Source organism: Mesorhizobium sp. P3_A9 (genome assembly GCF_056402975.1).
Genome location: NZ_JBFUGJ010000084.1, coordinates 1 through 19874, shown reverse-complemented (window position 1 = coordinate 19874; position 19874 = coordinate 1). Strand labels below are relative to the sequence as shown.

Here is a 19874-nt window from a genome sequence, read left to right as displayed (position 1 = left end):
CTCTTGTAGGCATTGTCCGCCAGCGTGCTGATGCGGGTGAGTTGTTCGTTCTCGATGGATTTCAGCGACTGGTTGATCGAGACGAACAGCCTGTCGGCGCGATCGGCGGCTGAATCGCTGGGCAGCGGATCGGTGCGCGTCGACCATAGGGAGAACGGCCTGGTATCGGCGGCGCCGAGATCGGCGCTCAGGCTGGCCACCGCGTAGTTCTGCGCCGGCTGGCTGATGCTGCCGGTCACCTCGGCGTGCTTGTCAGGCTTGACGGCCGCTGCCGGATCCTCAGCGGGCGCCGTTCCGACTTCATTCTCGGCGCGTTCGAGCAACGGACCGAGACGGCCATGGCGCTGGCTCAGCTGGCTCTGACGCGCGATCAGTTCGCTGACCTTGGTTTCCATCAATTGCTGGTCGAGCAACTGTCGGCTGGTGATGCGGTCGACCTGGGCGCGAAGTGCTGAAATGCGGTCTTCGTAGGCCTGTTGCATGCGTGCCTGGCGCGCGGTGGTGGCGCCGATCAGGTCATCGCGCAGCACCAGATAGGACGTGGCCATGAGGTAGCCGATGGCAATGGCGGCGAGGGCTGAACCTATGAATGCCGCGAGCCAGGGCCGGATCGTGAAGTGCCTGATCTCGTTGCCGCGGGCGATGATGACCGTGTGGGGTTCCTTGCGCCTGCCGAAGACTGCGGACTGACCGGTTGCGTTCACGGGACCAAGCTTTCGGTTACGACACCACGACTGCCTGATTACACATTATTAGGGTTAACAAAGGCTTTCTGGGTCGATTGCGCGGCGTGGAATGCACGCGGCGCGGGCAAAGGGTTGCATGAAAACCGCCAGGCGAGCGGCCTTCATGCCGCTAAGTCATTGGTGAAGAACAACAATTTTCTGACCGCCCTGCGGCCTGTCGCTCGCGGATCGAGGTCCAGAGTTCCTTAACTGTCTTCGATTGCATTTACTTGACGGTTTTCGAGTAAAAGCGTGATGGGGTTTGGGATTCTATCGAAGATGGCGGTCCAAGGAATGCTGAGCGATCTGGTTGGCAAGATCCTCGACAAGTTGTCGGGCACCAGTCTGCTGTCGACCGGGCTCTTGCTGCTGACTGCCCTTGTCAGCGCGCTCGTGGCTTATTGGCGCACGGTCGAGGAGAAGAGCTGGAAGGAATTTTTCGAGTTCGTCATCCCGCACGAGGTCATCACCCATCCCTCGGCGAAGGCCGACCTGATGTTCTGGGTGACGAAGAAGGCGCTGATGCCCTTCCTCATGCTGCCCGCCGGAATTGTCTTCGTCACAGCGGTGGGCTACGGCACCAACTGGCTGTTTTCGACACTGTTCCAGTTCCAGCCGCCTCTGATCGAAGGACCGGCAGGGCCGGTCACGGTGCTTATCTTCACCATCACCATGCTGCTCGCCTACGACATTTCCTATTATCTCTATCACGTCGCCCAGCATCGCTATCCCGTGCTTTGGGAATTGCACAAGGTGCATCACTCGGCCGAGGTGATGGTCGGGATCACCAAGGACCGGGTCCACCCGCTCGACGAGCTGATGAACCGGGCCTGGGACGGCGTCATTGTCGGCGTCTGCTTCGGCATCTGGTCGCTGATTTCGCTGAACCTTGTCGAACTGACCGTCTTTGGCGTCAACGTCTATGTCATGCGCAACATCCTGATGATGGATTTCGTCAGGCACACGCATTTCAAGATCTCGTTCGGCCCGCTCAACAATTTGATCCTGTGTCCTCATTGGCACCAGCTGCATCACAGCACCGATCCACGCCACTACGACAAGAATTTCGGGCTGCTGTTCTCGTTCTGGGACCGGCTCTTCGGAACATTGTGTGTGCCGAGGCCCGACGAGGACTTCAAGTTCGGGTTGGTCGACCGTGACGTGCGCGACTACCAGTCGCTGGCCGGCCTTTATGTCATGCCGCTGAAGCGGATGTGGGGGCATATCGCCAGGCGCATCCGGCCCGGAAAGCCACGGGTCTCGCGGTCATCGGAAGGGACACGGCCATGAACGCACCTTTCGTGCTCGCCATCCCGCGCACACGCACCTTCGAAGTCGTGACATCGGCGGCGCGCCTCGCCGAGATCGCACCGGCCTGGAGCGCGCTCTGGCAGCGAGCCGGCGGGCTTGTCTTCCAACATCCGCATTGGATCGTCGCCTGGTGGCGCACCACCCCGCATCAGGAGCGGCGCACGCTCAGGATCGGACTTGCCTGGAACGGCGACCGGCTCGAGGGCGTGATCGCGCTAGCGACCTTCAAGCGCTCCGGCATCCGCATACTCGAATGGGCGGCCAAGGATCACAGCGACTATGGCGATGCGCTGGTTGCCCCCGACAGCGATCCGCAGGCGATCTCCCGCCTCTGGCAGCATATTTTTGATCAGGGCGGCTTCGACCTGATCTATCTCAACCGTCTGCTGCCGGATGCCGGTGTTCATGCCCTGCTCGACCCGGCCTCGCGCCATGACAAGGCGCTTCGGCCCAACCACCGCACTGAAATCAGCTACCGTGTCGCGGGTCCCTGGCAAAGTGGGGCGGAGTGGTTCGAGACGCTGTCCAAGAAAGCCCGGCAGAACTACCGTCGTGGCCGCAAGTTCATGGAGGAAGGCGGTGCATTGCGTTTCCGCCTGCTGGATGCGGACGAACCGCGCGAGCCGGTGCTCGCACGGGTCGCGGCGCTGAAGCGCCTCTGGCTCGTCCGGCATGGCCGCGTTTCGGACCTGTTCGACAAGGGCTCGCCGGTTCTCACCGCGCTAATTTCGGTGCTGGCCGAACTCGGCCTGTTGCGCATCTTCGTGCTGGAGCTTGACGACACGATCGTCGCCGTCTCGATCAATTTCGAGCAGCACGGCACGATGATGGCTTTCGTCACCACCTATGATCCCGAATACGAGCGCGCCTCGCCGGGTATGGTGCTGATGATGGATTATATCCAGTGGTCGCTCGACCGTGGCCTTGCCAAAGTCGATTTTCTCTGCGGCGGCGAGGATTTCAAGCGGCGCTTCGCCACCCAATCGGTCACGCTGTCGTCGATGATCGGCGCGCGTGGCCTGCGCGGTCGTCTCGCCGCGCTGGCCGATCGTGTGAGCCATGTTGCGAAGTCCTGGCGGGCGCAGCGGCAGCCTAAGCCGAAGGCAGAAACACCGGACGAGTAAGGACGACTCGTATGGGTCTTCGTGACGCTCAAAGCGCGCGAACGGCCTCCAGCACCTCTTCCGCATGGCCCTTGACCCGGACCTTGCGCCAAATCCGGGCGATCCGCCCGTCACGGCCGATCAGGAACGTCGCGCGCTCGACGCCCATGTATTTGCGGCCATACATCGATTTCTCGACCCACAGATGGTAGGCCTCGATCACCTTGCGCTCCTCGTCGGCGGCGAGGTCGATGGTGAGGCTGTATTTCGATTTGAACTTGTCGTGCTTCTTGACGTTGTCGGGGGACAGACCGATCACGACGGCGCCGGCCTTCTCGAATTCGGGCTTCAGCTGTGAAAAGCTGATTGCCTCTTGCGTACAGCTCGTCGTGTCGTCCTGCGGGTAGAAATAGAGGACGACGGGTTTGCCGGACGAGGCCGAAAGACTTAGAGACCCACCCCCATCCCGGGGCAGGTCGAACTGCGGTGCGAGATCGCCCACGTCGAGGTCAGCCATATCGATGCCCTTGTTTGAGGTTACGCGCGAAGCCACACCGATATAGTGTCGACCGGGGATTCGTCCACGAGCGAATTTTGTACAACGGAAGATTGCGTGGATCAGGAGCAACCGCAGCACGAGAAGATCAGGTTCAGGCGTGACGAGATCACCGACCTGGGGACCTTGCCGTCCGCGTGCCGCGTTCCACCCCTCGGTCAGGCGTCGATCGGCCGCGGCTTCCGCATGCTTTCGCGCGTGTTTGCCGGCATGGTGGCGCTCGTCCTGCTGGCCGCGGTCGTCGTCTATCTGGTCGGGGCGTCCGGCATCGGCTCCGAGCGGCTTCGGGCGGAAGCGGAAACCGCCATCGAGAAACTCGCCGGCGTCGATGTCCATGTCGCGGTCGGGCCGGCGCGCATCACGCTCGACAGTTCGAGCTTCGTCGCGCTTCAGGTGAGCGACGTCAGCCTGAAGACATCGGATGACAAGCCCATGGCGGATGCCGGCCGCGTGCGCTTCGGCATGCGCCTGATACCGCTGCTTTGGGGAGAGGTGCGGCTGACCAGCGCCAAGGTCTCGGATGCCCATATCGTTGTGGCGGCGATGCCGTCCGGCGGCGACTGGACAGCGCAATTGCGCAATGAGGACGGCCTCGTCGATCCTGAGAAACTGTCGGCCGCGGTGTTCGGCAACATCCATCACGTGCTGGACGCCGTGCGCGAAGATTCGATGCGCCGGATCGAACTCAGCAATGTCGAATTCGTGCTGCCCGATACCGGTGCGATCAAGCTGATCAAGATCGCCGACGCCACCGTCGTCCAGTCGGGGCCAGGCGGCATGGAGTTTTCCTCCGAGGCGGATGTCGATGGCAGAAAGGTCACCGTTGCCGCTTCCGCCAGCCGCGATATCGCGGCGCACCGGGTGACGGCGCTGAATGCAAGCATCGATCTGGCGGTTGCCGATGAAACCGCTGCCAGCGCCGGGAAGCTGGGTGCGGTCGCTTTGAAACTGACAGGGTCGGAAGGAGCCGGTACCACGGCATCACGGCTGACGGCCGCCCTGTCGTCGACGGGTTCCGTGCTCGATCTTGGCACGCGCGGCTTGTTACCGGCCGACGTCGATGTCGATGCCACGCTGGTCGACGGCAGCAACAAGATCCAGGTGGACAAGCTGCTGCTGAAAACCGGCCGGTCTTCTTTCAATTTCGGCGGCTCGATAGGGCCAAAGCCGGCGACAGGGGCTGCGGGCGAGGAGCCCTCCTATCGTTACGACCTGACCAGCGACGGTTCGACCCTGGCGCCGTCGGAATCGCCCGAGCCCGCGCTGACCTTCCTCGCCCGCATTGCCGGCGTCTATCAGACCAAGAGCCACAAGTTGGTGGCCGAGCAGATCGCGGTTCGGTCCGCCGCTTCCGGCGAGGTGCTCGGCACCGCGGCCGTGGCATTCGTTGACGGCAAGGCTCCCGGCATCAATCTGGCGCTTAGCCTCCATGACATGCCGGTCTCGCACGTCAAGCAGCTATGGCCGTGGTTTTCGGCGCGCAATGCGCGGCTCTGGGTGCTGAACAACCTGTTTGGCGGCCGCGTCGTCGACGGCAATCTCCAATTCCAGGTCGTGCCGGATCGCCTCGGCAACGGCGTGCCGCTGTCGGCCGAAGAGGTGTTCGGCCGCTTCCAGATCGAAGGGTCGCGTTTTGACACCGCCGGCCGCATTCCGCCGATACGCGACGCGGTCGGCGTCGTCGCCTTCCACGGCAATGACGTCGATGTTTCGCTCTCCTCGGGCACCGTCTTCATGCCCAGCGGCCGCACCGTGGCGGCCAGCAACGGCACACTGACCGTCAAGGCGGCGAACCACCCGCCGGTCATCGGCGCACTCGACATCGAAGTCGAGGGGGAGGCGCCTGCTATCGCAGAACTCGCTTCCTACGAACCGATCAATGCCATGCGCCATGTCGGCTTCCTGCCGGAGGATCTGTCCGGCAACGTCACCGGCCATGTCAGGGCCGACATTCCGTTGCAGTCCGGCGTCGACACCTCGAAACTCGACTGGCTGGTGTCGCTCGACTACACCGGCCTGTCGCTGGCCAAGCCATTCGATGGACAGACCGTAACCGATGCCGACGGCTCGATCACGGTCGATCCCGAAAAGGCAGTGATTTCCGCCAAGGCATCGCTGAATGGCATTCCGGCCGAACTCGATCTTGTCGAGCCGCTGGCGGATGATGGGCCGCCGCGCAGCCGCAAAGTGGCGCTGGTGCTCGACGACAAGATCCGCGCCGCCGCCATGCCCGGCCTGACACCGCTGCTGGGCGGGACGGTGAAGGTCGCGATCGACAAGAGCGGCAGCGGCAACCAGAACGTCTCGGCCGACCTGACCAACGCCAGGCTGGACATTCCCTGGGCCGGCTGGAGCAAGGGGGCAGGGGTTCCAGCCAACGTCACCTTCGTCATGACCAAGGCCGGCGACACCACGACGCTGTCCGATTTCGACCTCGACGGAAAGACATTCTCCATCGACGGCAGCATCGTGCTGGTCAACGGCGCCCTGTCGTCGGCGAAGTTCAGCAAGGTCACCTTGAACCGGGGTGACGATGTCGCGATTTCGGTGAAGCGGTCGGGCAAGGGCTATGCGGTCGACATCAATGGCAACGCGCTCGACGCCCGCTCGCTCATCAAGCAGTTCACGTCCGACGTGGACACCGCGACCAAGACGACCGGAACAGACAACATTTCCGTCAGTGCCGATGTCGAGCAGCTTACCGGCTTCCACGACGAGCAGCTGTCCAACCTGAAGCTCGATTACAGCGCGGCCGGTTCCAGGGTGAACGGACTGAAGGTCAGCGCCACGGCAAGTTCGGGCGCGGCCATCACCATCAGCAACACCACCGGCGGTGGCCAGCGTTCGCTCAACGTGCAGTCGGCGGACGCCGGCGCCATATTGAGGTTCCTGAACGTCTACGAGCACATGGAAGGCGGCGCGATCACGCTGGCCTTGTCAGGAACCAGCGATGGGCCGATGAAGGGCAAGGTCGACACCAGCAACTTCTTCATCGTCAACGAACCGAAACTCGCCTCCATCGTCTCGACCACGCCGGCCGGCGACAACCGCAGCCTCAACCAGGCGGTCAAGGGCAATCTCGACACCTCGCGAGTGAAGTTCGAGCGCGGCTACGCCGAGATCGAGAAAGGCAGCGGCTACCTGAAGCTGACCAATGGCGTGCTGCGCGGCCCGCGCATCGGCACGACGTTCCAGGGCATTCTCTACGACCAGAACAACAATATGGACATGACCGGCACTTTCATGCCGGTCTATGGCCTTAACCGCATCTTCGGCGAACTGCCCATCGTCGGCGCGTTGCTCGGCAATGGCCGCGACCGCGGCCTGATCGGCGTCACCTACCGTCTCAGGGGCAATGCCAACAAGCCGGTGCTCGACGTCAACCCGCTGTCAGTGATCGCGCCGGGCATATTCAGGTCGATCTTCGAATACAGGTGAATCCGGCCTCAGGCCGGCCGCACCAGAACGTGTTTTTTCTTTCCCAGCGAGAGCTTTACGACGTTTTCCGGACTCAAATCCTGAAGCGTCACCATGCGGCGGTCGTCGCTGACCGACTGGTCGTTGATGCGCACCGCGCCGCCCTGGATGTGCCGCCGCGCCTCGCCATTCGACGACGCCAACCCGGCCGTCACCAGCAGCGACAGGATGCCGACGCCGGCCTCCAGCGCTGCCTTGTCGATCCCAACGGTCGGCAATGTTTCGGCCAAGGCCCCTTCCTCAAACGTCTTGCGCGCGGTTTCCTCGGCCTGGTTTGCCGCGTCGCGGCCATGGACGATCGCCGTCGTCTCCGTGGCCAGGACCTTTTTGGCCTCGTTGATCTCGGAGCCGCCGAGTGCGGTCAGCCGCGCGATCTCATCGAGGGGCAGGCGGGTGAATATCTTCAGGAAGCGCTCGACATCTGCGTCCTCGGTGTTGCGCCAGTACTGCCAGAAATCATAGGGCGAGAAGAGGTCGCCATTGAGCCACACCGCACCCTTTGCCGACTTGCCCATCTTCGCGCCCGACGATGTCGTGAGCAGCGGCGTGGTCAGGGCATAAAGCTGCGGCGTGCCCATGCGATGGCCGAGATCGACGCCGTTGATGATGTTGCCCCACTGATCCGACCCGCCCATCTGCAAACGGCAGTTCTGGCGCCGGGCAAGTTCGACGAAATCGTAGCCCTGCAGGATCATGTAGTTGAATTCGAGGAACGACAGCGATTGCTCGCGGTCGAGCCGCAGCTTGACGCTGTCGAAGGTCAGCATGCGGTTGACCGAAAAATGCCGGCCGACATCGCGTAGGAACTCGACATAGTTGAGCTTCATCAGCCAGTCGGCATTGTTGACCATGACAGCATCGTTCGGGCCGTCGCCGAAACGCAGGATGCGCCCAAAGATCCGCTTGATGCCTTCGATGTTGGTGGCGATCGCCTCAGGCGTCAAAAGGCTGCGCTGGTCGTCGCGGAAGGACGGATCGCCGATCATCGACGTGCCGCCGCCCATCAGGGCGATCGGCCGGTGCCCGGTCTCCTGCAGCCAGTAAAGCATGGTCGCCGAGATCAAATTGCCGATATGCAGGCTGGTGGCGGTGGCGTCGTAGCCGACATAGGCGGTGACCGTTTCCTTGGCGAAAAGCTGGTCGAGGCCGGTCTCATCCGAAATCTGGTGGATGAAGCCGCGCTCGCTCATCGTGCGCAGAAAATCGGATTTGAAGGCAGGCATGGTTTCTTCCCGAAAAGCGTCCGGCCGTCCGGCGCGGGCATATGTGAACGGGCGCGTTTAGCATCCAAGCGCGGTGAGCAAAAGTGGAATCCGGTTTTGCGGTAGATCGCCAATGACGATCACCCCTTCTTGAAACGGTGCGACGAGCCGTCCGGCACGAATGCTTGCTTCATCGTTTCGGCTGGCGTAATGAGGCGCCGCGCCAAAGGTTCTTGCAGCCCACGACCTCGAGCGGCACCGCACGGCATCCACAAAGTGCCATATCCGACGACAGAGCCCCGACGCGACATGCCGGACGCATTGATATCCATCGTCATTCCTTGCAGGAACGAGGCGGCAAACCTGCCGCTGCTGATCGACGAGATCGAGGCGGCGATGGCCGGCCGCGACTTCGAATTGATCATCGTCAATGACGGCTCGACCGACGACACCGCTGCGGTGCTGGCCGAACAGACGGCACTTCGCCCGTTCCCGGTACGCGAATTGCGGCACCGGAAATCCGCCGGCCAGAGCCTTTCGGTGCGTTCGGGCGCCTGGGCGGCGCGGGGCGGCATCGTCGCTACGATCGATGGCGACGGTCAGAACGACCCGCAATACATTCCGGTGCTGGTCGATGCCTTGCGGCAGGCGGGCCCCGATTTTGGCGCCGCTCAGGGGCAGCGTCTCAAGCGCCGCGACAGCAAGGTCAAGCAGCTGGCGTCGCGCTTCGCCAACTGGCTGAGAAACGCCATTCTGCATGACGAGACGCGCGACACCGGCTGCGGCCTGAAGGCTGTCCACACCGATGTCCTGCGCAAACTGCCGTTTTTCGACGGCACGCACCGCTTCGTCCCGGCCCTGGTCATCCAGGAGGGATACCGCGTCGTGCATTGCGATGTCGTCGACCGCTCGCGCCGCCACGGCAAGTCGAATTACGGCATTTTCGACCGCGGCCTGCAGGGCGCGCTCGATCTCGGCGGTGTCTGGTGGCTGCGCCGCAGGCGCCGCAGAATGCCAAAAGTAGAGGAAATCAAGCGTGGTTAACGTGCTTCAGGAATTGGGAACCTGGCTTCACCAGGTTTTTGTCAAGCAATTCGACGCATGGATCCTGCTGGGGTTCATCGCTCAATTCTTCTTCACCATGCGTTTCGTTGTGCAGTGGCTGGCATCTGAAAAGGCCAAGCGCAGCGTCGTGCCCGTCGCCTTCTGGTTCTTTTCCCTGTTCGGCGGCGGCCTGCTGCTGATCTATGCCATCGTGCGTCAGGATCCGGTGTTCATCGCCGGCCAGGCCATGGGCATGTTCATCTATGTCAGAAATCTCTGGCTGATCGCCAATGAGCGCAAGGCGGCGGCGATGACCAAGGTCGATTGAGCGGCCCGCTTATCAAGAAATGACCAGAGAGGCTCAAGCATGGCGTTGAACAGGAACTACATTCTTCTCTTCCTGTTCAGCCTGGTGATGACGGTTTCGGGGCTGGCGTCCCTGCCGCCGATCGACCGCGACGAGTCGCGCTTCGTCCAGGCGACCAAGCAGATGGCGGAGAGCGGCGATTATGTCGACATCCGCTTTCAGGACGCCTCGCGCTACCAGAAGCCCGTCGGTATCTACTGGCTGCAATCCGCCGCCGTCACCTTGAGCGGTAAGGGTGCCGAAGCACCGATCTGGGTCTATCGCACGATCTCGGCACTCGGCATTGCCATTGCGGTGCTGGCGATCGCCTGGACGGGGACCAATCTTTTCGGCGCCAATGCCGGTATCGCCGCCGGCCTGGTGATGGCCGCCATCTTCGCCACGGCCTTCGAGGGCCGCGACGCCAAGACCGATGCGATGCTGCTGGCCTGCTGCGTGGCGGCGCAAGGTGCGCTGGCGCAGATTTACCTGGCATCGCGCCGCAACCAACCGGTCGCCGGCCATCTCTGGTGGATTTTCTGGATCGCGCAAGGCGCGGCCATCCTCATCAAGGGGCCGATCGCGCCGCTTTTGTCGGCTCTGACCATCGCGGCGCTGTTCGCCTTCGAGCGCGATGGGCGCTGGCTGTCGAAGCTCAGGGTTGGACGCGGCCTGTTGCTTGTCGTGGTGATCGCGCTGCCCTGGCTCGCGGCCATCACCTGGAAGAGCCACGGCGCTTTCCTGCAGCAGGCCGTCGGCAAGGACATGCTCGGCAAGGTCGCCTCGGGCGAGGAATCGCACGGCCTGCCGCCCGGCTTCTACATGCTGACCTATTCGCTGTTCATGTGGCCGTTCGGCCTGATCGCGGTCGGCGCTGGCCTCCAGGCTCTCAACCGCCTGCGCGACGATGTCAGGCTGCGCTTTTGCCTCGCCTGGTACATCCCGTTCTGGCTGGTGTTCGAGCTGATCCCGACAAAGCTCCCGCATTATGTCCTGCCGGCCTATCCCGGCATGGCGCTGCTGATCGGCTGGCTGCTGACGTTGCTGCCTGAGGATGCCAATGCGCCGCTGAAGCGCTGGCAGCAATGGTTGTGGTGGTCGACGGCGTTCGGTCTCGTCGTGGTCAGCCTTGGCTTGGCGGCTGTCTGCATCGGAGCGCCGATCTACATCACACACACCTTCTCATGGTGGAGCATTCCGGCCGCCGCCGCCGCACTCGGCACGGGCTACTTCGCTTTTTCGCGGCAGTTGCAGGTGCCGCTGCCCCGCATCGGCGCCATCGCCGCCTGTGCGGGCATCACCTATGCCTTGCTGTTCGGCGTCATCGCGCCGTCGTTGAAGCCGATCTGGCTGAGCCCGGCGATCAAGCAGGCAGTGCTTGCCAACAAACCTTGCGACACGACGGTGCTGGCCTCGTCGCGGTATCAGGAGCCGAGCCTTGTGTTCCTGGTCGGCACCAAGACGGTGCTGACCAATATTGGTGGTGTCGCGGAACATTTGCTTGCCGATCCGGCCTGTGCGTTGGGACTGGCGCCGATCGAGGACGAGCAGAAATTGAACGGCATGCTGTCGGTGCAAGGCAAATCGGTGAAGCGCGTCGCTGAGATCGACGGCCTCAACTATTCGTCGGGAGACAAATTGTCGCTCGGCCTCTATCGTGTGGCCCCATGACGGCTCGCCGATGCCCATGACGGCAATAATGGGGTCGAATTCCCAATGCTCGTGAAATCGCGCCCTTCCGTTTTCGCCACGCTTCTTGCGGTGAGACGCCGTTCCCTCGACAATTTTCGCGACACGTTGCAGATCGTCAGAAGGCGCTTTGCCGTTCGTCCCGCGCGTTACCCCAACATCGCATGGCCGGTTTGGCTCGTGGTTTGGGTGTTGCTGACGGCGGCGGCCTTTGTTCGCCTCGACACACCGGCAGGAATGGTTCATGGCCAATGGTCGGGAGCCCGCCTGGCCGAGTTCCTGACCCAGTTCGCTCTCGGCGGCTGGTACCTGATCCCATCAGCGCTTCTGCTCGTCGCGGCCAATCTGACCGATTGGCGAAGCCTTTCACGGCGATCGTTGATGCTTGTCTACAACTGGACTTGCCTGGCTTTTCTGGTGCTGAGCGCCGTCGGCCTGTCCGGCCTGCTGGTCAATGTCCTGAAATATGCGATCGGCCGGGCGCGTCCGCTCTACTTTCAGGATTTTGGTGTGCTCGCCCTGCATCCCTTCGCCTTTGATGCGCGCTTCGCCGGTTTTCCCTCAGGCCACGCCACGACGATGGGGGCAGTCTTCGGCGTTCTCCTGCTTTTGTTTCCGAGGCGTTGGTATATCGCCTTGGTGATCACCGCCTGTTTCGCCTCGACCAGGGTTTTTGTCGGCGCGCACTATCCGAGCGACACCGTTGCCGGCTTCGGCCTTGGCTGCGCGTTTGCGCTGGCATGCGGACTGGTCTTTGCCCGGCTCGGCTTCATCTTCCGGCCGACGCCGTCAGGATTGCCGGTCCGCAAGGCAGCGTTCCGGCTGATTGCTCCGGAAAGATAGGTCGCTGCCGGATTGGTCTTGTTTTACGCAATTCCGGACGGAAAACCGCTTCACACTTTTCCTGGAATTGCTTTAGTTGCCGTCCAGGCCGCCGTAAGACCGTACCAGGCGGACCATGTCGGATGAATTGGCGGTCTCGCTTTCAAGACCTTGCGCGACGCCGACGCGGTCGGCGACGGGACGGTTCTGGCTGACCTTCCACTTGCCGTGGATCTCGCTGATTTCGATCTCCAGCCCGATGATGCCCTTGATCTGTGACTGGATGAAGGGCGGTGGCGCATCGGTCACCGCCCAGGGGGCGTCGCGGGGGCCTTCCTGCGAAAGGGTCAGGTCGGCGATCTGCTGCGCCAGCCAGTCCTGGTCGTCGATCACTTTTGCCGTGCCGCGCACCTGGACGATGGCATAGTTCCAGGTTGGCACCACCTTGCCGGTCTCGCGCTTGGTCTCATACCAGGAGGGCGTCACATAGGCGTCGGTGCCCTGGAAGACGATCAGCACGGGTGATGACGGGTTTTCGGCGATAAGTTTCCAGTGCGGATTGGCCTTGGCCAGGTGGGCGCGCAACCTGCCGTTCGGTGCCGCTTCCGCGTCGAGCAGGAACGGAATGGCGTTGGCGACCGGGCCATCGGGCCCGTTCGAGATCAGCATGCCGAGCGGATGCGACCGGATCAGTCCGTGCAGGACATCCGGCCGCGTTTCCTGGAAATGGGGAGGCTCGTACATCGGCGCTGGCGCCTTTCCCTGTCTATCTCAACCGCTTCGGCCGCGGATCGGACAATTCGCCCGCCAGCCGGCGATCGAGATAGTCGGCGCATTCCTCGATCAAAAGATCGGCGTCGTTGGCGAAAAAGTGGTTTGCGCCGGGCAAGGTCTTCTGCGTGATGGTGATGCCCTTTTGCGTATGCAGCTTGTCGACTAGGCCTTGCACATCCTTCGGTGGCGCCACCTTGTCGGCATCGCCATGGATGATCAGGCCCGATGACGGGCAGGGCGCCAGGAACGAGAAGTCATAGGTGTTCGGCTGCGGCGCGATCGAGATGAAGCCTTCGATCTCGGGCCGGCGCATCAAAAGCTGCATGCCGATCCACGAGCCGAAGGAATAGCCGGCGACCCAGCAGCTTTTGGAATCCGGATGCAGCGACTGCACCCAGTCGAGGGCTGCCGCCGCGTCCGACAACTCGCCGGTGCCGTGGTCGAACTCGCCCTGGCTGCGGCCGATGCCGCGGAAATTGAAGCGCAGCGTGGTGAAATCGCGCTTCTGGAACATGTAGAAGAGGTCGTAGACGATCTTGTTGTTCATCGTGCCGCCGAACTGCGGATGCGGATGCAAGACGATGGCGATCGGCGCGCTCTTTTCCTTGGAAGGCTGGTAGCGTCCCTCCAGGCGACCGGCCGGACCGGTGAAAATGACCTCAGGCATGAAATACTCCACTTGGGTATACGAATGCGCGGCGCCCGGAACGTGTCTTCCTCTGGCCTTGACGCAGGGCGAGCGTCTTCTTAGAAGCTAGTTTAGAACTATTCAAAACTGAGTGGCCTGACGTCGAGCCCGGCCACCCGCGCCGCAAGCCGCGTAAATAGGACGGCTCGCCTTGGAATTTCAAGGAAATAACGCCATACGACAACCGAATGGCGTCTGACAGGATCAACTGGACGAAAATGGCCGCAAAACGCGCCTATCTCGACTATAATGCTAGTGCGCCGCTGCTCCCAGCGGCGCGCGAGGCTATGGTCGCGGCGCTTGGCGTGACCGCCAACCCGTCATCGGTTCATGCCGAGGGCCGCGCCGCGCGCCGCCTGATCGAGACGGCAAGGCGCGAGGTTGCGGCGCTGGTGAATGCCAGGCCCGAACATGTCGTGTTCACCTCCGGCGCGACCGAAGCCGCCTCGACGCTGCTTTCACCCGATTGGCAGATTGGACGCGGCAGCGTGCGCATGAGCCGGCTCTGCGTCTCCGAGGCCGATCATCCCTGCCTGTTGAATGGCGGACGCTTCCCGGCAGCGCAGGTGACGCGCATCGGCGTCGATGCCAATGGCATTGCCGATCTTGCTGCCCTGGCGGCGGCGCTTGCCGGTCACGACAAGGCCGATGGCCTGCCGCTGGTGGCGATCCATGCCGCCAACAACGAAACCGGCGTCATCCAGCCGATCGATCGGATCGCCGGGATCGTCAAGGCCGCGGGCGGCATTCTTGTCGTCGATGCGGTTCAGGCCGCGGGCCGCGTTCCGATCGATATGTCAGCGGGTTACGCCGACTATTTGATTCTGTCTTCGCACAAGATCGGCGGCCCCAAGGGCGTCGGCGCCATCGTCGCCGCTGCCGATCTGATGATGCCGAAGCCGCTGATCAATGGCGGCGGCCAGGAAAAGGGCCATCGCGGCGGCACCGAAAACCTCGCCGCCATTGCCGGTTTTGGTGCTGCTGCGCGCGAAGCGCTGGCAGGCCTGCCGGCGATCAATGCGGTGCGCGAGCGCCGTGACGAGATCGAGGCCATCTTGAAAATGCTGGTGCCGGAGGCGGAAATCTTTGGAACCGGCGCGCCAAGGCTTGCCAACACGACATTCTTCGCTATTCCCGGCATCAAGGCTGAAACCGCGCAGATCGCCTTTGATCTCGCCGGTGTGGCGCTGTCGGCCGGCTCCGCCTGCTCGTCGGGCAAGGTCGGGCCGAGCCACGTGCTGAAAGCCATGGGCTACGGCGACAGTCTCGGCGCCTTGCGCGTGTCGATCGGGACGACGACCGGCGCTGAAGATATCGAGCTGTTCCGCACCGCGCTGGCGGGCATTGCGGCTCGGCAAGCCGCCAGGGAAAAGGCGGATAGAGAAGAAGCCGCTTAGCGGTTGGACGATTTTGGGCCTTTCGGCCTGGTAGAGCCGTGCGTTTCATGCTGGCCGGGTGAATTCCCGGTCGAGGCGCACTATATGGAACTTACGCTGCCGCGGATGCCTCGGGCGTTCATTTGGCGGTGCCATAGTTTGAAAACTGTCGGGCCTTGACCCCGGCGTGGATGGAGAACGCATATGCCTGCTGTGCAGGACACGATCGATCGGGTCCGAAAGATCGACGTCGACCAATACAAATACGGGTTCCAGACCGAAATCGCTGTCGACAAGGCCCCCAAGGGCCTGAGCGAAGACATCATCCGTTTCATTTCGGCCAAGAAGGACGAACCGTCCTGGATGCTGGAATGGCGCCTGGAAGCCTATCAGCGCTGGCTGACGCTGGAAGAGCCGACATGGGCGCGTGTCCATTATCCGAAGATCGATTTCCAGGACATCTACTTCTACGCGGCGCCCAAGAGCACGCCCGGCCCGTCGTCGCTCAGCGATGTCGATCCCGAACTCCTGAAGGTCTACGAGAAGCTCGGCATTCCGCTGCGGGAACAGGAAATCCTCGCCGGCGTGCAGAAGACGGATGCCTCCGATCTCGAGGAGCCCAGTGACAATGTCTACAAGTCCGGCCGCGTCGCCGTCGATGCGGTGTTCGATTCCGTCTCCGTCGTTACCACTTTCAAGAAGGAGCTGGCGCAAGCCGGCGTCATCTTCTGCTCCATCTCGGAAGCCATCCGCGAGCATCCGGAGCTGGTGAAAAAGTATCTCGGCTCCGTGGTGCCGACCTCCGACAATTACTATGCGACGCTGAATTCGGCCGTGTTCACCGACGGCTCCTTCGTCTTCGTGCCCAAGGGCGTGCGCTGCCCGATGGAGCTGTCGACCTATTTCCGCATGAACGAGAAGAACACCGGTCAGTTCGAGCGTACGCTGATCATCGCCGAGGAGGGGGCTTACGTCTCCTATCTCGAAGGCTGCACCGCGCCGCAGCGCGACGAGAACCAGTTGCATGCCGCCGTCGTCGAACTGGTGGCGCTCGACGATGCCGAGATCAAATATTCGACGGTGCAGAACTGGTACCCCGGCGACGCCGAGGGCAAGGGCGGCATCTATAATTTCGTCACCAAGCGCGGCGACTGCCGTGGCGACCGTTCGAAGATCTCGTGGACGCAGGTCGAGACCGGCTCGGCGATCACCTGGAAATACCCGAGCTGCATCCTGCGCGGTGACGATTCCCAAGGCGAGTTTTATTCGATCGCCGTGTCGAACGGTTATCAGCAGGTCGACAGCGGCACCAAGATGATCCATCTCGGCAAAAACACGTCGAGCCGCATCATTTCCAAGGGCATCGCCGCCGGCTTCTCGCAGAACACCTATCGCGGCCAGGTCTCGGCGCACCGCAAGGCGACCAACGCCCGAAACTTCACCAACTGTGACTCGCTTTTGATCGGCGACCAGTGCGGCGCGCACACCGTGCCTTACATGGAAGCCAAGAACTCGACGGCGCAGTTCGAGCACGAGGCGACGACGTCCAAGATTTCCGAGGACCAGAAGTTTTATGTCATGCAGCGTGGCATTCCCGAAGAGGAAGCCATCGCGCTGATCGTCAACGGCTTCGTCAAGGACGTTATTCAGCAACTGCCGATGGAGTTTGCCGTCGAGGCGCAGAAGCTGATTGGCATCTCGCTTGAGGGCTCGGTCGGCTGACCGGACAGATATTCAGGAAACAAAAGAATGCTTGAGATCAAGAACCTGCACGCCCGCATCGTCGATGACGGCACCGAAATCATCCGTGGCCTGAACCTGACGGTGAAAGCCGGCGAGGTTGCCGCGATCATGGGCCCGAACGGCTCGGGCAAATCGACGCTGTCCTACATCCTCGCCGGCCGCGAGGACTATGAGGTCACCGAAGGCGACATCCTCTACAACGGCCAGTCGATCCTCGAAATGGATCCGGCCGAACGCGCCACATCAGGCATCTTCCTCGCTTTCCAGTATCCGATGGAGATACCGGGCGTGGCGACGATGGAATTCCTGAAAGTGGCGATGAACGAGCAGCGCAAGGCGCGTGGCGAAGAACCGCTGAAGATCCCGGAATTCCTGAGGCGGGTGAAGGAAGCCGCCGCTTCGCTCAGCATGGACATTGCGATGCTGAAGCGGCCGCTCAATGTCGGCTTCTCCGGCGGCGAGAAGAAGCGCGCCGAGATCCTGCAGATGAAGCTTTTGGAGCCGAAGCTGTGCGTGCTCGACGAGACCGATTCCGGCCTCGACATCGATGCGCTGAAGATCGTCTCCGACGGCGTCAACGCTTTGCGCGCGCCCGACCGGGCGTTCCTGGTCATCACCCACTACCAGCGCCTGCTCGAACACATCGTGCCTGATACAGTGCACGTGCTCTACAAGGGCCAGGTCATCAAGTCCGGCGACAAGTCGCTGGCGCTCGACCTCGAAGCCAATGGCTATGCCGGTGTGATCGGCGAAGCCGCGTGAGATGCCAGAGGCGAAGCTGATGAATATGCACACACAACCGCAGCGGACACCGGCCGAGACCGCGTTGATCGACGCGTTCGGCGACCGGCTGTCGCTGCTGCCGGGCGACGGCGCGGTGATGCTGAAGCGCGACGACGCCATCGAGGCGATCAAGCACGGATTGCCGACGCGGCGCATCGAATCCTGGCACTACACCGACTTGCGCCGGCTGTTGAACGCCGTGCCGGATTTCGACCCGGCTGCGGCGGCAAAAGCCATTGCACCGATCGTTGAAGGCTCCGCGGTGTTGGCGATCCTGAACGGCAAGTCCGACGCGAAGGTGCCAGCCATCGAGGGCGTCACCGTCCAGCGCCTGTCGGAAAAGCTGATCGACGGCAGCATCGCGCCGGGCCTCGATCCCTATGGCAGCGATGATGCGATCGGTGCGCTGAACACAGCCTTTGTCGCCGACGGCTACTTTGTCGATATCGCCGATGGCACGGAACTCGAGAAGCCGATCGAGCTGCAGAACCTGCAGGCCGGCGGCCAGACCCATGTGCGCCTGCCAGTGCGCGTCGGTGCTGGCGCCAAGGCAGTCATCGTCGAGCGTCAGGCGGGTGATGGCGCTGCGCTGGTCAGTTCGGTGAGCCAGCTCGTGCTCGGCGAGGGTGCCGAGGTGACCTGGCTGATCGTTCAGGAGCAGCCGGAAACGGCGACGCATCTGGCGCAGTTCAAGGCCCATATCGGCAAGAACGCCAAACTGACGCTGTTCGTCATGAACGCCGGCGGCAAGCTTGTGCGCCAGGAGATCATGGTCAGGACGACGGGCGAGGGCGCCGACTTCAAGCTGCGTGGCATCAATCTTCTGGCCGGCGACACCCACACCGACGTGACGATGGTGCTCGACCACGCCGTGCCGCACACGACCTCGACAGAGGTCATCCGCAATGTGGTGACAGGCAAGGCGCGCGGCGTTTTCCAGGGCCGCATCAACGTCCATCAGTACGCCCAGAAGACCAACGCCAAGATGGCCTGCAACACGCTGCTTTTATCGGACGATGGCGAGTTCTCGACCAAGCCAGAGCTTGAAATCTTCGCCGATGATGTCATCTGCGGCCATGGCGCGACGGTCACCGAGATCGACCACGACCATCTCTTTTACCTGATGGCGCGCGGCGTCGACGAGAAGAGCGCCCGTGGCCTGCTGGTCAAGGCGTTCGTCGCCGAGGTGATCGAGGAACTGGATGACGATGTCATCGTCGAGGCGCTGGAAGCGAAGCTCGACGACTGGTTTGTGACGCACGGGTGAAATGATGAACGCTCCAGGCAAGATCGGAGATTTCTACGACGTCGAGGCGATCCGCAGCGACTTCCCGATCCTGTCGCGCGAAGTCTATGGCAAGAAACTGGTCTATCTCGACAATGGCGCCTCGGCACAGAAGCCGCAGGTGGTGCTCGACACCATCCAGCACGCCTACAGCCAGGAATATGCCAACGTTCATCGCGGGCTGCATTTCCTGTCCAACGCCGCGACCGACGCTTATGAAAAGGCACGCGAAACGGTGCGCCGCTTCCTCAACGCGCCGAGCACCGACAACATCGTCTTCACCTCGAACACGACGTCGGCGATCAATACCGTCGCGTATGGCTATGGCATGCCCAACATCGGCGAGGGCGACGAGATCGTGCTGTCGATCATGGAGCACCACTCCAACATCGTTCCCTGGCATTTCATCCGCGAACGGCAGGGCGCGAAACTGGTCTGGGTGCCGGTCGATGATCTCGGCGTCTTCCACATCGAGGAGTTCGAGAAGCGGCTGACCGATCGCACCAAGCTCGTCGCCATCACGCAGATGTCGAATGCGCTGGGCACGGTGACGCCGATCAAAGAAATCGTGCGCATCGCGCATGCGCGCGACATTCCTGTGCTCGTCGACGGCAGCCAGAGCGCCGTGCACATGCCGATCGATGTGCAGGATCTCGACTGCGATTTCTTCGTCTTCACCGGCCACAAGGTTTACGGCCCGTCGGGGATCGGCGTGCTCTACGGCAAGAAGGACATTCTCGCCGGCATGCGCCCCTTCATGGGCGGTGGCGAGATGATCGAGGAGGTGACGGAGGATATCGTTACCTACAACGAGCCGCCGCATCGCTTTGAAGCCGGCACGCCACCGATCGTCCAGGCGATCGGGCTGGGCGCGGCACTGGATTATATGGAAAAGGTCGGCCGCGAACGCATCGCAGCACACGAGGAAGACCTCAAGACCTACGCGCATG

General features: G+C 62.4%; 16 protein-coding genes and 1 pseudogene. 12 read left to right on the top strand and 5 right to left on the bottom strand.

All coding sequences use genetic code 11. The features are described from left to right. Nucleotides 1-704: pseudogene (locus AC1DX0_RS14345) on the bottom strand (M23 family peptidase); the annotation flags it as partial. Between the two features lie 315 nt (nt 705-1019). Between AC1DX0_RS14345 and AC1DX0_RS14340 the strand changes: the two are divergent. After that, complete coding sequence (locus AC1DX0_RS14340; protein ID WP_477221464.1) at nt 1020-2015, top strand: sterol desaturase family protein; 996 nt, start codon at nt 1020-1022, stop codon at nt 2013-2015. After that, nucleotides 2012-3160: a GNAT family N-acetyltransferase gene (locus tag AC1DX0_RS14335; protein WP_477221245.1), complete on the top strand. Its 1149-nt coding sequence runs from the start codon at nt 2012-2014 to the stop codon at nt 3158-3160. Before AC1DX0_RS14340 ends, AC1DX0_RS14335 begins: the two co-directional genes overlap by 4 nt. A 28-nt stretch (nt 3161-3188) precedes the next feature. Here the strand turns inward: AC1DX0_RS14335 and AC1DX0_RS14330 are convergent, their stop codons facing one another. Beyond that, nucleotides 3189-3656 (bottom strand): peroxiredoxin, encoded by a 468-nt coding sequence (locus AC1DX0_RS14330; protein WP_477221246.1) that lies wholly within the window; start codon nt 3654-3656, stop codon nt 3189-3191. Nucleotides 3657-3752: 96 nt separating this feature from the next. Between AC1DX0_RS14330 and AC1DX0_RS14325 the strand changes: the two genes are divergently transcribed. Next, on the top strand, nt 3753-7133 hold the full coding sequence (locus AC1DX0_RS14325; protein WP_477221247.1) for a hypothetical protein: 3381 nt from the start codon (nt 3753-3755) through the stop codon (nt 7131-7133). Nucleotides 7134-7141: 8 nt separating this feature from the next. Here AC1DX0_RS14325 and tyrS read toward each other — a convergent pair whose 3' ends face one another. Next, a complete protein-coding gene (gene tyrS, locus AC1DX0_RS14320; RefSeq protein WP_477221248.1) occupies nt 7142-8395 on the bottom strand; it encodes a tyrosine--tRNA ligase in 1254 nt (417 codons plus the stop codon). A gap of 288 nt (nt 8396-8683) precedes the next feature. On the opposite strand from tyrS, the gene AC1DX0_RS14315 reads away from it, so the two are divergent. The 4 genes from AC1DX0_RS14315 to AC1DX0_RS14300 all read left to right on the top strand — a co-directional run bounded on the left by AC1DX0_RS14315 (nt 8684) and on the right by AC1DX0_RS14300 (nt 12296). After that, a complete protein-coding gene (locus tag AC1DX0_RS14315) occupies nt 8684-9418 on the top strand; it encodes a glycosyltransferase family 2 protein (RefSeq protein ID WP_477221249.1) in 735 nt (244 codons plus the stop codon). Further along, the gene (locus AC1DX0_RS14310; protein ID WP_027028626.1) at nt 9411-9746 is read left to right on the top strand and encodes a lipid-A-disaccharide synthase N-terminal domain-containing protein; all 336 of its coding nucleotides are present in this window, start codon (nt 9411-9413) and stop codon (nt 9744-9746) included. The genes AC1DX0_RS14315 and AC1DX0_RS14310 overlap by 8 nt, the downstream gene beginning before the upstream one ends. 39 nt (nt 9747-9785) lie before the next feature. Next, nucleotides 9786-11435 (top strand): ArnT family glycosyltransferase, encoded by a 1650-nt coding sequence (locus AC1DX0_RS14305; protein ID WP_477221250.1) that lies wholly within the window; start codon nt 9786-9788, stop codon nt 11433-11435. A 90-nt stretch (nt 11436-11525) separates the two neighbouring features. Beyond that, nucleotides 11526-12296: a phosphatase PAP2 family protein gene (locus tag AC1DX0_RS14300; RefSeq protein ID WP_477221251.1), complete on the top strand. Its 771-nt coding sequence runs from the start codon at nt 11526-11528 to the stop codon at nt 12294-12296. A 72-nt stretch (nt 12297-12368) separates the two neighbouring features. On the opposite strand, the gene AC1DX0_RS14295 is transcribed toward AC1DX0_RS14300, so the two are convergent. Continuing rightward, the gene (locus tag AC1DX0_RS14295) at nt 12369-13019 is read right to left on the bottom strand and encodes an FMN-binding negative transcriptional regulator (RefSeq protein ID WP_477221252.1); all 651 of its coding nucleotides are present in this window, start codon (nt 13017-13019) and stop codon (nt 12369-12371) included. Between the two features lie 22 nt (nt 13020-13041). Further along, nucleotides 13042-13716, bottom strand: coding sequence for an alpha/beta hydrolase (locus AC1DX0_RS14290; protein ID WP_027042409.1), 675 nt, complete (start codon nt 13714-13716; stop codon nt 13042-13044). A 239-nt stretch (nt 13717-13955) separates the two neighbouring features. Between AC1DX0_RS14290 and AC1DX0_RS14285 the strand changes: the two genes are divergently transcribed. The 5 genes from AC1DX0_RS14285 to AC1DX0_RS14265 all read left to right on the top strand — a co-directional run. Then, nucleotides 13956-15134 (top strand): cysteine desulfurase family protein, encoded by a 1179-nt coding sequence (locus AC1DX0_RS14285; RefSeq protein WP_477221465.1) that lies wholly within the window; start codon nt 13956-13958, stop codon nt 15132-15134. 183 nt (nt 15135-15317) lie between these two features. Next, nucleotides 15318-16835 (top strand): Fe-S cluster assembly protein SufB, encoded by a 1518-nt coding sequence (gene sufB, locus AC1DX0_RS14280; RefSeq protein WP_477221253.1) that lies wholly within the window; start codon nt 15318-15320, stop codon nt 16833-16835. A 27-nt stretch (nt 16836-16862) separates the two neighbouring features. Beyond that, complete coding sequence (gene sufC, locus AC1DX0_RS14275) at nt 16863-17618, top strand: Fe-S cluster assembly ATPase SufC (protein WP_477221254.1); 756 nt, start codon at nt 16863-16865, stop codon at nt 17616-17618. A 19-nt stretch (nt 17619-17637) separates the two neighbouring features. Beyond that, on the top strand, nt 17638-18906 hold the full coding sequence (gene sufD, locus AC1DX0_RS14270; RefSeq protein ID WP_477221255.1) for a Fe-S cluster assembly protein SufD: 1269 nt from the start codon (nt 17638-17640) through the stop codon (nt 18904-18906). Between the two features lie 4 nt (nt 18907-18910). Beyond that, nucleotides 18911-19874, top strand: a 964-nt coding sequence (locus tag AC1DX0_RS14265; RefSeq protein WP_477355767.1) for an aminotransferase class V-fold PLP-dependent enzyme, incomplete at its 3' end; no start/stop codon positions are given.